The organism is Streptomyces sp. SID14478, assembly GCF_010548525.1.
Taxonomy (GTDB): Bacteria; Actinomycetota; Actinomycetes; order Streptomycetales; family Streptomycetaceae; genus Streptomyces.
In genome coordinates this window covers 1-13,826 of sequence record NZ_JAAGMG010000114.1, presented here as the reverse complement: position 1 = coordinate 13,826, position 13,826 = coordinate 1, and the positions used below count along the sequence as shown (strand labels likewise).

15 protein-coding genes are annotated in these 13,826 nt (G+C 73.2%); 4 read left to right on the top strand and 11 right to left on the bottom strand.

What is annotated here, in order from left to right:
• A partial coding sequence (locus G3I40_RS04735) for a Gfo/Idh/MocA family oxidoreductase (RefSeq protein ID WP_164300888.1) occupies positions 1 to 779 on the top strand: 779 nt, incomplete at its 5' end.
• Between the two features lie 126 nt (positions 780 to 905).
• Here the strand turns inward: G3I40_RS04735 and G3I40_RS04730 are convergent.
• From G3I40_RS04730 to G3I40_RS04710, 5 genes are all read right to left on the bottom strand, one after another.
• Positions 906 to 1,325 (bottom strand): PaaI family thioesterase, encoded by a 420-nt coding sequence (locus G3I40_RS04730; protein WP_164300887.1) that lies wholly within the window; start codon positions 1,323 to 1,325, stop codon positions 906 to 908.
• A gap of 29 nt (positions 1,326 to 1,354) precedes the next feature.
• Entirely contained in the window at positions 1,355 to 2,545 is a 1,191-nt protein-coding gene (locus G3I40_RS04725) for a cytochrome P450 (RefSeq protein WP_203643462.1), read from the bottom strand.
• A 67-nt stretch (positions 2,546 to 2,612) separates the two neighbouring features.
• Positions 2,613 to 3,863, bottom strand: a complete 1,251-nt coding sequence (locus tag G3I40_RS04720; RefSeq protein WP_164300886.1) for an ROK family protein — start codon at positions 3,861 to 3,863, stop codon at positions 2,613 to 2,615.
• Between the two features lie 70 nt (positions 3,864 to 3,933).
• Entirely contained in the window at positions 3,934 to 4,596 is a 663-nt protein-coding gene (locus G3I40_RS04715) for a response regulator transcription factor (protein ID WP_164300885.1), read from the bottom strand.
• 44 nt (positions 4,597 to 4,640) lie between these two features.
• Positions 4,641 to 5,912 (bottom strand): histidine kinase, encoded by a 1,272-nt coding sequence (locus G3I40_RS04710; protein ID WP_164300884.1) that lies wholly within the window; start codon positions 5,910 to 5,912, stop codon positions 4,641 to 4,643.
• A 179-nt stretch (positions 5,913 to 6,091) separates the two neighbouring features.
• Between G3I40_RS04710 and G3I40_RS04705 the strand changes: the two genes are divergently transcribed.
• Entirely contained in the window at positions 6,092 to 6,310 is a 219-nt protein-coding gene (locus G3I40_RS04705) for a hypothetical protein (protein WP_239091537.1), read from the top strand.
• 32 nt (positions 6,311 to 6,342) lie between these two features.
• Here G3I40_RS04705 and G3I40_RS04700 read toward each other — a convergent pair whose 3' ends face one another.
• Both G3I40_RS04700 and G3I40_RS04695 read right to left on the bottom strand, forming a co-directional pair.
• On the bottom strand, positions 6,343 to 6,756 hold the full coding sequence (locus G3I40_RS04700; protein WP_164300883.1) for a ribonuclease domain-containing protein: 414 nt from the start codon (positions 6,754 to 6,756) through the stop codon (positions 6,343 to 6,345).
• 64 nt (positions 6,757 to 6,820) lie between these two features.
• A complete protein-coding gene (locus tag G3I40_RS04695; RefSeq protein WP_164300882.1) occupies positions 6,821 to 7,726 on the bottom strand; it encodes a DMT family transporter in 906 nt (301 codons plus the stop codon).
• A gap of 219 nt (positions 7,727 to 7,945) precedes the next feature.
• Between G3I40_RS04695 and G3I40_RS04690 the strand changes: the two genes are divergently transcribed.
• A complete protein-coding gene (locus G3I40_RS04690; protein WP_203643460.1) occupies positions 7,946 to 8,677 on the top strand; it encodes a 3-oxoacyl-ACP reductase family protein in 732 nt (243 codons plus the stop codon).
• 196 nt (positions 8,678 to 8,873) lie between these two features.
• On the opposite strand, the gene alc is transcribed toward G3I40_RS04690, so the two are convergent.
• On the bottom strand, positions 8,874 to 9,998 hold the full coding sequence (gene alc, locus G3I40_RS04685) for an allantoicase (protein ID WP_164300880.1): 1,125 nt from the start codon (positions 9,996 to 9,998) through the stop codon (positions 8,874 to 8,876).
• Between the two features lie 3 nt (positions 9,999 to 10,001).
• Complete coding sequence (gene allB / locus G3I40_RS04680; RefSeq protein ID WP_164300879.1) at positions 10,002 to 11,351, bottom strand: allantoinase AllB; 1,350 nt, start codon at positions 11,349 to 11,351, stop codon at positions 10,002 to 10,004.
• A gap of 216 nt (positions 11,352 to 11,567) precedes the next feature.
• Here allB and G3I40_RS04675 point away from each other — a divergent pair, with 216 nt between their 5' ends.
• Complete coding sequence (locus tag G3I40_RS04675) at positions 11,568 to 12,374, top strand: IclR family transcriptional regulator (protein WP_164300878.1); 807 nt, start codon at positions 11,568 to 11,570, stop codon at positions 12,372 to 12,374.
• Positions 12,375 to 12,440: 66 nt separating this feature from the next.
• Here the strand turns inward: G3I40_RS04675 and G3I40_RS04670 are convergent, their stop codons facing one another.
• Together G3I40_RS04670 and G3I40_RS04665 are read right to left on the bottom strand one after the other, a co-directional pair.
• A complete protein-coding gene (locus G3I40_RS04670) occupies positions 12,441 to 13,124 on the bottom strand; it encodes an ABC transporter ATP-binding protein (protein WP_164300877.1) in 684 nt (227 codons plus the stop codon).
• Positions 13,121 to 13,826: ABC transporter permease (locus tag G3I40_RS04665; protein WP_164300876.1), on the bottom strand; the 706-nt coding region annotated here is incomplete at its 5' end. The genes G3I40_RS04670 and G3I40_RS04665, both read right to left, overlap by 4 nt.

Genomic DNA, 13,826 nt, shown 5'->3' with positions numbered 1-13,826 from the left:
TGATCGGGCGCGCCGCGCGGGCCGGGCTCCCGGTGTTCTGCGAGAAGCCGATCGCGCTCGATCTGCCCGGGACGCTGGCCGCGCTGCACGAGGTCGAGAGCGCGGGCACGGTGCTCCAACTCGGCTTCCAGCGACGCTTCGACGCCGGGTACGCGGCCGCGCGCGAGGCCGTGCGGGCGGATCGGCTGGGCCGGCTACACACGGTGCGGGCGACGACGTCCGACCCGGCGCCGCCGCCCGCCGCGTACCTGCCGCTCTCCGGCGGTCTGTACCGGGACTGCCTGGTGCACGACTTCGACGCACTGCGCTGGGTGACCGGACGGGAGGTCGTCGAGGTGTACGCGGCCGGGTCCGACGCGGGGCCCGCGATGTTCCGGGAGGCGGGGGACGTGGACACCGCGGCGGTCGTCCTGACGCTGGACGACGGGACGCTGGCCACGGCCACGGCGACGCGGTGCAACGGCGCGGGCTACGACGTGCGCATGGAGCTCTCCGGCGAGCGGGACACGGTCGTCGTCGGCCTCGACGACCGCACTCCCGTCACCTCCACGGAGCCGGCCGGTCCGGGCGCCGCGGACAAGCCGTGGCCCGGGTTCCTGGAGCGGTTCGCCCCCGCCTACGAGGCCGAGCTGAAGGCCTTCGTCGATGTGGTGCGCGGGGAGCGGGCCAACCCCTGCGACGGCTGGGAGGCGCTGGCCGCGCTGCGGGTCGCCGAGGCGTGCGAGGTCTCGCGGGCCGAGCGGAGGGTGGTGCGGGTGGACGAGGTGGCCGCGGGTTGATCGCCCCGGCCCTGCCGGTGACGCCGTCCCGCCGTCGGTGGTTCGCTCCGTGGGCGCGTGCCGGTGGAGCGTGGCCGGTCGCGCGCTTCCCGCGTGCCTAGTGGGCCTGGCGCCGTCCTTGGGGCCCTATACCGTCAGCACGGTCCCCTGTGCCACCGCGCACAGCTTCTCCGCGCCCTGGTCGTCCGCCACCTTCAGGTCCACCCGGACCACCGCCTGTCTGCGGCCCGCGCTCACCACGCTCGCGCGGGCCGTCAGCGTCGTCCCCTGCGCCGGGCGGACGTACTGGATGGAGAAGCCCGAGGTGAGGACGGACGGGCCGAGGGCCGCGCCCGCGGCGAACGTCAGGGCGTTGTCCGCGGCGTAGGCGAGGACGCCGCCGTGCACGTAGCCGTTCTGCTGGTGGAGTTCGGGGCGGATGTCCAGTACGAGGGTCGCCTCTCCGTCGCCGAACTGCGTGATGCGGGCCTTCAGCAGCCTGCTGAACGGCTGTGCTTCCAGGGCCTTCTGGGCGAGTTCGAGGTCGAAGACGGGACCGGTGGACATCGGAGCTGCTCCTGACGACGGGTCTGCGGCTACCAGCGCACCCGCAGTGTACGAACCCCGCGCATCAGCACTCCGGGCAGCCAGGCGTCCGGCTCGCCGTCCGCCGCCAGGTCCGGGCAGCGCTCCAGCAGGGAGCGGATCGCCGTCCGTCCCTCGATGCGGGCCAGCGGGGCGCCCAGGCAGAAGTGGATGCCGTGGCCGAACGCCAGATGACCCCGGGGCTCGCGCCGGATGTCGAAGGTGTCCGCCTCGGGGAAGCGCTGCGCGTCGCGGTCCGCGGAGCCGATGCCGATCAGAACGGGTGCGCCTTGCGGGATCACCGTGCCGTCGATCGCGAACGACTCCGCGGCGAAGCGGTGCGTGGCGGTCTCCACCGGGCCGTCGTAGCGCAGCATCTCCTCCACCGCGCCGTCGAGCAGGCCCATGTCGGCGCGCAGGGCCGCGAGTTGCTCGGGGTGGGACAGGAGGGCGCGCACGCCGTTGCCGATCAGGTTGACCGTCGTCTCGTGGCCGGCGATCAGGAGCAGGAAGGCCATGGCCTTCAGCTCCGCGGCGGAGAGCCGGTCGCCGTCCTCCGCGGTGGTCCTGATGAGCGCGCCCAGCAGGTCGTCGGCGGGGGCGGCGCAGCGCTTGTCCTCGATCAACTCATCGAGGAAGTCGCTCAGTTCGACGATGGCGTTCGCGTCCTCCTCGGTGCTCGTCGGCGCGACCACCTGTGTCGACATCCGGCGGAAGCGGCCGCGGTCGATGTCGGGGACGCCGAGCAGTTCGCAGATGACGACGAGGGGGAGCGGGAAGGCCAGGGCCGCGATCAGGTCGGCGGAGCCCCGCGGCACCATGTCGTCGAGCAGCTCGTCCGTGATCTTCTGGATGCGCGGCGCGAGCCCCGCGACCCGGCGCGCGGTGAACTCCCGGCTGACCAGGGACCGCAGCCTGCCGTGCTCGGGCGGGTCCGCGAACAGCAGGTGCCGGCCGATGAGGGCGTCGTCGAAGCCCCAGGGCGGGCTCTTGACCAGCCGAGGGTCGGTGAACGCGGCCTTGGACGCCTCGTGCCCGACGATCAGGTAGAGCTCCTCGGTGGGCCCGGGGCCCGGCGTGCGGACACGGTGCACGGCGCCGCGCCTGCGCAGCGCGTCGTACACGGGGTAGGGGTCCGCGGCGAACGCCTGCGCGCCGTCCGCGAATTCACCGAGGTCGATGATCCCGCTCTGCTCCGACATGACTGCGTACTCCTGCTCTCTCCGGCCGCCGGTCACTGCTCGTGCGCACCCGTTTCCTTCCGTGTGCCTACCCCATCCGACTCTCGCCGCCCGCGTGGAGTTCCCGCCGCACCCCGCCGGTCTCCAGGAAGCGGCCGAGCGGCAGGGTCGCCGCGCCCACCGTCACGGCGTCCGTCCCGAGGAGACCGAGTTCGACGGTGGTCTGCGCGAAGGGCTGGCGCAGCGCGTACGCGGCGGCCGCGCGGCGCACCGGTTCGATGAGCCGCGGGCCGAGCAGCAGGCCCGCCCAGCCGGCGACGACGATCCGCTCCGGGTTGAAGAGGTTGACCAGGTCGGCGATGCCCGCGCCGAGGAACTCGGCGGTCTCGTCCAGGAGTTGGCCGGTGTCGGGCGCGGTGAGGAGTTCGGCGAGCGCGCCCTCCTCGTCCGGCGAGGTCCAGCTGCCGCCACTCTCCCGCCACCGTTCGAGGAGCGCCTCGGCGCCGACGTACGCCTCCAGGCAGCCGCGCGCCCCGCACCGGCAGACCCGTCCGCCGACCCGCAGGACGGTGTGGCCCCACTCCCCCGCGCTGCTGGAGGAGCCCTGGTAGGGCACGCCGTCGGCGATCACGCAGGCGCCCACGCCCGAGCCGATCAGGGTGATCACGGCGTTGCGGGCGCCGCGGCCCGCGCCGAACCACATCTCGGCGCGGCCCAGCGTCTTGGCGCCGTTGTCCACGAACAGCGGGATCTGCGGCGGGAGTTCGCCGGGGGCGCGCAGCATCGCCTCCAGCGGGACGGCATCCCAGCCGATGGTCTGGCCGTGCACGACGGCGCCGGCGGGGCCGGCGGCCTCCACGATGCCGGGGACCCCTATGCCGACGCCGATGAGGGACGCGGGCGCCACGCCGGCCCCGTCCAGCACCTGGGTGAGGCCGGCGGCGATGAGACGTACGATCTCGTGCGCGTCGTACGTGCCGTCCGGCCCGGCGTCGGGCAACGGGGCGTCCGCGCGGGCCAGTTCGCTCAGGGACAGGTCGAACAGCTCGACGCGCACCCGGGTCTCGCCGACGTCCACGCCGACGACGTGTCCGCTGCCGGGCGCGACGCGCAGCAGGGTGCGAGGCCGGCCGCCGTCGGAGTCGACGGAGCCCGCCTCCTCCACGACCCCGTCGGCGACGAGTTCGGCGACGACGTTGCTGATGGAGCCCGAGCTGAGTGCGGTGAGGGGGCCCAGTTCCTGTCTGCTGAGGGGTCCGTCGAAGTAGAGCTTGCTCAATACGGTGGCCCGGTTGCCCCGGCGCAGATCGCGCACCGTCCGCCGGCGTGGTCCTGCCATCCCTCGCTGCACCCCTCCCCGTTCACCCAACGCTTAGATCATGGTGCGAATTTACCGCTTCCGCCCGGCGCTACCCGTCGAGCAGACCCGCGTCGTGGACCAACAGGGCGATCTGCACCCGGTTGTTGAGGTCGAGCTTGGTCATGATGCGCGAGACGTGCGTCTTGACGGTGGCGACGCTCATGTAGAGGGTCGCGGCGATCTCCGCGTTGGACTTGCCGCGGCCGACCTCGACGGCGACGTCCCGCTCGCGCTCGGCCAGTTCGCCGAGGCGAACGCGGGCGCCCGCGGTGCGCACCTCGCGCTCGGAGGCCGCGGCGTGGGTCATCAGCTGGCGGGTGACGGCGGGCGACAGGACGGGGTCGCCGGCGGCGACGCAGCGCACGGCGCTCAGGATCTCGGTGGGGGTGGCGTCCTTGAGGACGAAGCCGGCGGCGCCCGCGCGCAGTGCCCGCAGCACCTGTTCGTCGGCGTGGAAGGTCGTGAGGACGACGACCTCGGGGGCGTCGGCCCGGGCGCGCAGCCGTTCGGTGGCGGTGAGCCCGTCCATGGCCGGCATCCGGATGTCCATGAGGACCACGTCGGGCCGGACCGTGCCCGCGACCGCGAGGGCCTGTTCGCCGTCGGCCGCCTCGCCGACGATCTCGACGTCGTCCGCCCCGCCCAGCATGAGGGTCAGGCCCGAGCGGACCAGGGGGTCGTCGTCGACGAGCAGCAAGCGGATCGGGTTCATGGCCTCCACCGTAGCCAAGGCCGGATCTTCGCCGGGCGCGCCGGTCACGCGCTCCACGGCAGCCACGCCCGGACGGTGAAGCCGCCCTCGTCGCCGGGGCCGTGGTCGAGGCGGCCGCCCGCCAGGCCGGCGCGTTCGGTCAGGCCGATCAGTCCCTGTCCGGAGCCGGGGACGTGCGGCACCTCGCCGGGCGGCGGCGGATTGCTGACGGTGACGGTGAGGCCCTCGCCGGGGGCGCCCGCGACGTGGACGGCGACCTCGGCGCCGGGGGCGTGCTTGCGGGCGTTGGTCAGGCCTTCCTGGGCGATGCGGTAGGCGGTGCGGCCCGTGGAGGCGGGCACGGCCTCGGGGTCGGCGACGCGGTTGTCGATGCTGACCTTCATGCCGGCCTCGCGGGACTCGGCGATCAGCGCGTCCAGGGCGACGAGCGTGGGCTGGGGCCGGCCGGACTCCTCGCCGTGGTCCTCCGCGCGCAGCACGCCGATGATCTCGCGCAGGTCCTGCAGCGCCTCGTGCGCGCTCTCCCGGATGACGCCCGCGGCCCGCGCGATCTCCGGCTGGGGCGCGTCGGGCCGGAACTCCAGGGCGCCCGCGTGCACGCTGAGCAGCGTCAGGCGGTGGGCGAGGACGTCGTGCATCTCGCGGGCGATGGCCTCCCGGGCGAGCCGCTGCGCCTGCTCGGCGCGCAGGGCGGCCTCGGTCTCGGCGCGGTGGGCGCGGTCCCGCAGCGACATGAGCAGCTGGCGGCGGGAGCGGACGAACATGCCCCAGCCGACGCAGGTCACCGCGATGATCACGGTGAAGGCGACCGACACCAGGAAGGGGTCGCTCGGGGAGGGGCGCAGCCAGAAGAACACCGGGACCAGCAGGATCGAGGTCCCGGCGATCCAGGCGACGTAGCGGAACGGGCGGTGCACCGCCAGCGTGAAGATCGAGATGGCCACCGCGCCGCCGGCGCTGTCGGACACCAGGCCGACCGGCACCATCGCCAGGGCCAGGCCGAGCGGCCAGCGGCGGCGCAGCCAGACCGCGGCGCAGGACGCGGCGCCGATGAGCTGGTCGAGGACGGCGAGGTCGTGCGGGAGGTTCGGGTTCTGGTCGAGCTGGTCGGCGGCGGCCAGCCCGATGAGGACCGCGATCAGGAAGCAGCAGAAGTCGACGATCCAGTCCCGGGCGGTGCGCCGCCTGCGGCCGGGCCGGCCGTCGGGGGCCAGGTCGAGTTCGTCGGCGAGGGCCGACGGGAGCAGCCGACGGCGCCACCGCAGCGACGGCTCGTCCGTCGGCGGGGCGTTTCCGGTCTGCTGCGAAGCCTCCATGGTCGACAAATCTACGCACCGCTGGCGCCGCGCACCGCGCCGCGCGGACGGGAGTCGACCAAAGTCGCGCGGCCGGCGACTTTGGTCGTCCGCGCACGGCCCGCCGGGCGACCTGTGCCGTGCGGGGCTCGCCCCGCGGCCGATGCGGGTGGGGGGTCCGCGGGGCGAGGGTTCCTGGCATGAACAGGAATCAGCTGCGGCAGCTCCTCGAGGTCATCGGCGGCCTCGTCCTGCTCCAGGGCGCGGTCGGCCTCGTCCACGAGTTCACCGGCTGGCTGGGCTGGGGCCTGATCCAGCACATCGGCTTCCTCGACGGCCGCGAGGTCTACGGCAGCATCGCGCTGATCGTGCTCGCGATCGCCTTGTTCGCGGCCGCCGGGAGCCAGAAGGAAAGCTAAGGCCTGCCTGGGGCCCCGGACGGGCCCTGGCCTCAGCAGCCGTGGTCGACCAGGTCGAACGACACGTAGTGGTCGGACGTGTAGTAGTCCTGGGTCGCCGAGCCGGTGACGATGCGGCGGGCGCCTCGGTCGGAGGAGCCCGGGGTGATGACCGTGTACTCGTGGTAGTAGCCGGTGGACTGGGACGGCAGGACGCCTTCGCGGTTCTGGAAGACGGCGCCGTCCTGCTCGTACGGGTACGGGCCGCCCTGCTCGATGAGGTCCAGGGTGTCGTGCGCCTGGGACGGCAGGGCCGAGTAGCAGATGTCGCCGACCGCGGCGGCGGAGGGCGTGGCGGCGGTGGCGACCGGGGCCGGGGCGGCCTGCGCGGCGACCGTGGCGGAGCCGCCGAGGAAGAGTGCGGCGGCGAGGGATACGACGCTGATGAAGCGTGGGGGTGTCTTCATGCCCCTAGTGTGACGCGCGTAGACGGGTACACGTCAACACCAACTACCGCTTGTTTTCCATGAGTTAACTTGCCGAGCGTCGGCCCCAGGCGGTTCCGGCCAGCACCAGCGCGCCGCCCAGCAGGCCGATCGCGCCCAGCTTCTCCCCGCCCAGCGCGATGCCCACGGCCGCGGCCCACAGCGGTTCGGTGCCCAGCAGGAGGCTGACGCGGGACGGGGTGCTGCGGCGCACGGCCCACATCTGCACGAAGAAGGCGAACAGCGTGCAGAAGACGGACAGGAACAACAGTCCCGCCCAGTCGCCGGCCTGGAAGGCCGCGGCCGCGTCCCACGGCGCCGCGCCCGTGCCCGGCAGGGCGCACAGCACGGCGAACACGACGACGGCGGAGCCGAGTTGCACGGTCGTCAGCGGCAGCGCGTCGGCCCCCTGGACGGACTTCAGCCGCGCCATGACCAGCACGTGCACGGTACGGGCGAGTGCGGCGAGCAGCATCAGGAGGTCACCGGCGGACGGCGTCGTGAAACCGCCGCCCTGGGTGAGCAGCACGACGCCGAGCACGGAGGTCGCGGCCGCGCCCAGGAACGGGCGGGAGGGCCGGGTCCGCGTGACGGCGGCCTCGGCGAGCGGCGTGAAGATCATCGTGAGGCTGATGATGAGGCCCGCGTTGGTCGCCGAGGTGTGCACGACGCCGTACGTCTCCAGCAGGAAGATGCCGCTGAGGATCAGGCCGAGCGTGCCCGCGCCGCGCCACTGGGCCGCGGTCAGGGCGGCCAGCGCGCGGCGCCCTGCCACGGCGAGCACGGGCAGCACGAGGCCGAAGCGCAGGACGAGGACCGCGAGCACGGTGGACCGGGTCGTGACGCCCTTGGCCGCGAGGTAGCTGGCGCCCCACACGACGGCGACCGCGAGCAGCGGGACGTCGGTGAGCCAGGTGCGGGGGCGGGGTGCGGGCAGGGCGAGCGCACTCAAGGGCTGTCTCCGGCGACGTAGGAAGGCTCACGAAGGCTGTGGAGACGGCAGTGGCTCGCACGGGGCGATCACCGTATACGCGGCGCGAACTACCTGGCTACGGCGGGGAGATCGGCGTGTGCGGCGGGCCGCGGTCTCGGCGTCCGTTTGCCGCCAGCCCTCCTCCCCGTACGCCGGTCTACTTGCCGTCACGACGAACCGATGACGTCAGGAGAGAACATGAACGGCAAGGTGGCTCTGGTGACCGGCGGCAGTCGGGGCATAGGCGCGGCGACCGCGCTGCGGCTCGCGGCGGACGGGTTCGACGTCGCCCTCACCTACGTCCAGGGCAAGGAGGCCGCCGAGGACGTGGTCCGCCGGATCGAGGGCCTCGGGCGGCGCGGGCTCGCGGTGCGCGCCGACTCGGCGGACGCGGGCGAGGCGACGGACGCGGTGACCCTGGCCGCGGACCGGCTCGGCCGGCTCGACGTCCTCGTCAACAACGTCGGCATCGGCGTGCTCGGCCCGCTGGAGGGGCTGTCCCTCGCCGACGTGGACCGGGTGCTCGCGGTGAACGTACGCGGCGTCTTCCTCGCCTCGCAGGCCGCGGCCGAGGTCATGGGCGAGGGCGGCCGGATCATCACGATCGGCACCTGCATGGCCAAGCGCGTGCCCGGCCCCGGGGGCACGCTGTACGCGATGAGCAAGTCGGCTCTGATCGGTCTGACGAAGGCGCTGGCACGGGAGTTGGGCGGCCGCGGCATCTCCGCGAACATCGTCCACCCGGGTCCGATCGACACGGACATGAACCCGGCGGACGGCCCGTACGCCGCGGGACAGGCGCAGATGACGGCGCTCGGCCGGTACGGCACGGCGGACGAGGTGGCCGCGGCCGTCGCCTACCTGGCGGGTCCGGCGGCCACGTACGTGACGGGTGCGGAACTCGCGGTGGACGGCGGGCACGCCGCCTAGGGAATGCCGTCCAGGGAACGCAGCCCAGGGAGTGCCGTCAGGCCGTCGATCCGGGCCGTCACCCCAGGTGGTCGTCCCAGGTGGTCGTCCGGGCCGGCGCCTCAGGTCGTCGTCTCGGGCCCAGCGCCCCCGGACATGCGGATGCGGGGCGCACCGGTGCTGTCAGGCCGGTGCGCCCCGCAGGTCGAACGGACGGTCAGGCGCCCAACTCCGCGCGGCGTGCCGCCAGTTGGGACGCGCCCTGGTCCGTGAGTGAGCCGAACAGGCGCAGTCGCGAGATGCCGCCGTCGGGGAAGATGTCGACGCGGGCGTGGGTGCCGACCGCCGGGGTGTCGAGCACGAAGCGGTGGTTCGTGTCGGGCTGCAGGCGGGTGCGGGGCAGGACCTCGACCCACTCCCCGTCCTCGCCGTCCTTCACCGAAACGGACGCCCAGCCCGCCGAGTTGCCCTTCAGGTACGCTGTGTCGATCTCCAGGGCGCGGATCTGCGACTGAGCGACGAGCCGGTAGCGGATCCAGTCGTTGCCGTTGTCACGACGGCGCCGGGTCTCCCAGCCGTCGTCCATCTTGCGGGAGTAGCCCGGCTGGATGGTGTTCGAGGCGGGCGAGTAGAAGAGGTTCGAGGCGTCCTCGGCGCGGCCGCCGTTGGCGAGGGCGACGACGTCGAACGTGCCCAGCGTGGCGAGCCACTTGGGGTCCGGGACGACCTCGCCGTACACGCGCAGGCGGGCGACGCCGCCGTCGGGGTGCTGGTTGAGGCGCAGGTGGGTGAAGCGCTGCTCGACGTCGACCGCGAAACCGTTCGCCGCGTGGCCGCCGACGGCCGTGCGCGGGACGAGGGTCGTCCACTTGACGTCGTCGGAGAGGAGTTCCTCGGGCGTGGGGGCGCCCGCCACGGACGTGGCCTCGACCGAGACGGCCTGCGGGTAGTTGCCGCGGAAGTGGGCGGTGTCGACGACGATGCCGCGGACGACACCGGGGGCGCCGAGGCGCACGAGCGCCCAGTCGTGGTCCTCGGCGGTGGGCCAGGGGTGGTCCGGGCCGGTGCCGCGGCGACGGCGGGTCTCCCAGCCGTCCATGATCTTGCCCTTGTGGCCGAAGTGCTCCGGGTCGAACTCGGCGGGCGTGGCCACCAGGAGGTTCTCGCGCTGTGCGAAGAACTCGTCGTTCGCGGCGATCACGCCGGCGCCGAGCGTGCGCGCGGCCAGGTCGACGTACTGCGTGAACGGGAAGTCCGCGGTGCGGTAGTCGGCGTACGGGTCGCCACCGCCGTAGGGGCTGGCGTCACCGGTGAAGCTGGGTATCGCGGGGTTCGCGGACATCTCTTACTTGTTCCTTTCGTCGCGCACGAGCAGCTTGCCCTGCGGAGCGGTGAACTCGCCGTCGGCGACGATGCGCTCGCCGGCCAGCCACGTCGACCTGACGACGCCGTGCAGCGTCTTGCCCGCGTAGGCGGTCACGCGGTTGCGGTGCTGGAGCGCGGCCGGGTCGACGGTGAAGGTCTCCTCGGGGGCGAGCACCGCGAAGTCGGCGTCGCGGCCGACCGCGATGGCGCCCTTGCGGTCGTCGAGGCCGACCAGCGCGGACGTCCGCTCGGACATCCACCGCACCACGTCCTCAAGGGAGTACCCGCGCTCGCGGGCCGCCGTCCAGATGGCGGAGAGGCTGAGCTGGAGGCCGGAGATGCCGCCCCAGGCGGTGGCGAAGTCGTCGGTCTTCAGGTCGGCGGTGGACGGCGAGTGGTCGGTGACGACGCAGTCGATGGTGCCGTCGGCGAGGGCCTGCCACAGCAGGTCCTGGTTGGCGGCCTCCCGGATCGGCGGGCAGCACTTGAACTCGCTCGCCCCGTCCGGGACTTCCTCGGCGGTGAGCGTGAGGTAGTGCGGACAGGTCTCCACGGTCAGCTGGACGCCCTCGGCCTTGGCCGCGGCGATCAGCGGCAGCGCGTCGGAGGACGACAGGTGCAGGATGTGGACGCGGGCGCCGATCCTCTTGGCCGTGTCGATGAGGCCCTTGATCGCGACGTCCTCGGAGACGCGCGGCCGGGTCGCGAGGTAGTCGTCGTACTTCGGTCCGCTGTGGTGCGGGGCGACGTCCAGCTCGTGCGGGTCCTCGGCGTGCACGATGAGCAGCCCGCCGAAGCCGGCGATCTCGGCCATGGAGGCGGTGAGCCGGTCGGCGTCGAGGTGCGGGAACTCGTCGACGCCGGACGGCGACAGGAAGCACTTGAAGCCGAAGACACCGGCGTCGTGCAGCGGGCGCAGGTCCTTGACGTTGTCGGGCAGCGCGCCGCCCCAGAAGCCCACGTCGATGTGCGCCTTGGACGCGGCGACCTCCTGCTTCGTGCGGAGGTTGTCGACGGTCGTCGTCGGCGGCAGGGAGTTGAGCGGCATGTCGACGAGAGTCGTGATACCGCCGGCCGCGGCGGCGCGGGTGGCGGTCCAGAAGCCCTCCCACTCGGTGCGCCCCGGGTCGTTCACGTGGACGTGCGTGTCCACGATGCCGGGCAGCAGGACGTCGTCGCCGAAGTCTTCGACCCGGGCCCCCGCCGGCACCTCCGCGTCGTGCGCGAGCACCGCGGTGATCTTCCCCTCGGCGACGGCGACCGACGCGGGCCGCGTACCTTCGGGGGTGATGACGCGGGTCGAGCGCAGCACCAGTTCGACGTCCGACACCCCGGACCTCCGTTCCTCAGTATTCAACGTTCTGTTGAAGGAGTTTTCACTCTGACTTCGCGAACCGTCAAGGGTATGGACGTTTCCACAAAGTGAAATTAGAATTCCGACAGGCAGAACGTAGCTACCGACGAACTTAGAGGTCAAGGGATCACCGGGCCCGAAACAGCCGGATAGGCTGCCCCTCTGCCTGCCTGTCCTCGAAAGGAACGCGCCGTGCCGACGTCCAACGCCAGCACCACTGATGCCGTCAAGTCCGCGCCCAGCGGCGGTGTCCAGTCCCTTGAGCGCGCCTTCGACCTCCTGGAGCGGATGGCCGACGCCGGCGGCGAGGTGGGCCTCAGCGAACTCTCCGCGAGCAGCGGCCTGCCCCTGCCGACGATCCACCGCCTGATGCGGACCCTGGTCGCCTGCGGTTACGTACGCCAGCAGCCCAACCGCCGCTACGCCCTCGGCCCGCGCCTGATCCGGCTCGGCGAGTCCGCGGCCCGGCTGCTCGGCACCTGGGCGCGCCCCTACCTCGCGCGCCTGGTCGAGGAGACGGGCGAGACGGCGAACATGGCGCTGCTCGACGGGGACGAGATCGTGTACGTCGCCCAGGTCCCCTCCAAGCACTCGATGCGGATGTTCACCGAGGTCGGGCGCCGGGTGCTGCCGCACTCCACCGGTGTGGGCAAGGCGCTGCTCGCGCACACGCCCGCCGACGAGGTGCGGGCCCTGCTGGCGCGGACCGGGATGCCGGCGGCGACGGAGAAGACGATCACCACGCCGGACGGCTTCCTCGACGCGCTGGAGGAGGTCCGCGGCCTCGGCTACGCCGTCGACGACAACGAGCAGGAGATCGGGGTGCGCTGCCTCGCCGTCTCCGTTCCCGACTCCCCCACCGCCGCGGCCATCTCCATCTCGGGCCCCGCCGGCCGTGTCACGGAGGCCGCGACCGACAAGATCGTGCCCGTGCTGCAGCAGGTGGCGCGGGAGCTCTCCGAGGCACTGGCCAGCACGGGCGCGGGCACGGGCGCCTAGCGGTTCGTTGCCGGGTGCGGGTCCCGTGCGGCTGTTCGCGCAGTTCCCCGCACCCCGGACGAGGGGCTACGGCGAGACTCCGGCCCCGGCCAGCCGGCCGTCCACCAGCTCGACCACCTCGTCGGCGACCCCGAGACACCCCCGGTCATGCGTGACCAGCAGTGTCGCCGTACCGCGCGCCCGCGTCAGATCCGCCAGCAACTCCAGCACGGCGGCCCCCCGTTCGTGATCCAGCGCGCTGGTCGGCTCGTCCACGAGGAGCACGCGCGGCTCGTTCACCAGCGCCCGCGCGATGTTGACCCGCTGGCGCTGCCCGCCGGAGAGCTGGTGCGGGCGCCGGTGGGCCAGCTCGGCCAGACCGACCCCGTCGAGCAACTCCCGGGCGCGCGAGCGGACTTCGGCCGGGCGGCGGCCGTCCAGGTGGGCCATCACCTGGAGCTGTTCCAGCGCGGTGAGGGACGGCAGCAGATTGGGCTGCTGGAACACGATGCCGACGGCCCTGCGCCGCAGCCGGGCCGCGTCCGCGCGGCTCAGCCCGGTCGCTTCCGTCCCGTCGATCGTCACGCGGCCGCTGTCCGGGGTGACCAGGGTCGCGGCGACGGCCAGCAGGCTGGACTTCCCCGACCCCGACGGTCCCACGACCGCGGTCACCGTCCCCGCCGGGACGGCCAGACCCACCCGGTCCAGGGCCGTGAGGCGGCCCTCCCCGTCGGCGTACGTGAGGGTGATGTCGTCGAGCAGCAGGGTCATCGGGCGCTCCCGAGCGCGGTGAGGGGGTCGACGGCGGTGATCCGCCGCACGGACAGGGCGGCGCCGACGACGCCGAGGACGATCATCACGGCGGCGGGGCCGACGCTGGTCAGCGGCTCCAGCACGAACGGCACGCCGTCGGGCACGAACGCCCCGATCAGCGTGGCGAGGGCGGTCCCGAGGGCGGCGCCGCCGACGAGCAGCACGACGGCCTGGCCGAGCGCGTCGCGCAGCAGGTACGACGTCGAGGAACCCAGCGCCTTGAGGACGGCGATGTCCGCGCTGCGCTGGATCGTCCACACGGTGAAGAACGCGCCGATGACGAGGGCCGAGATGACGAAGAGGAAGCCGCGCATCAGTTGCAGCGAGCCGTTCTCCGCCTGGTAGGACCCTATGGCTTCGAGGGCGCCCTGCACGGTGGTGGTCGAGGTGTCCGCGGCACGGTCGGCGGCCGCCGCGTCGTAGCCGGAGGTGGTGGCGAGGGCGACGACGGTGGCCTGTTCGCCGCTGTCCCCGGCGCGCGGCGCGAGGGACTGCCAGTCGCCGAGGTCGGTCCACACGACCGGGGTGTGGCTGTAGGAGGCGTCGCCGGAGACGGCCGTGACCCGGAGCGTAGTGCCGCCGAGCGCGAGGGTGTCGCCGGCGCCGACGCCCAGCTCGTCCGCCGCCTTGTGCGACAGCACGGCGGTGCCCGGCGCCGTG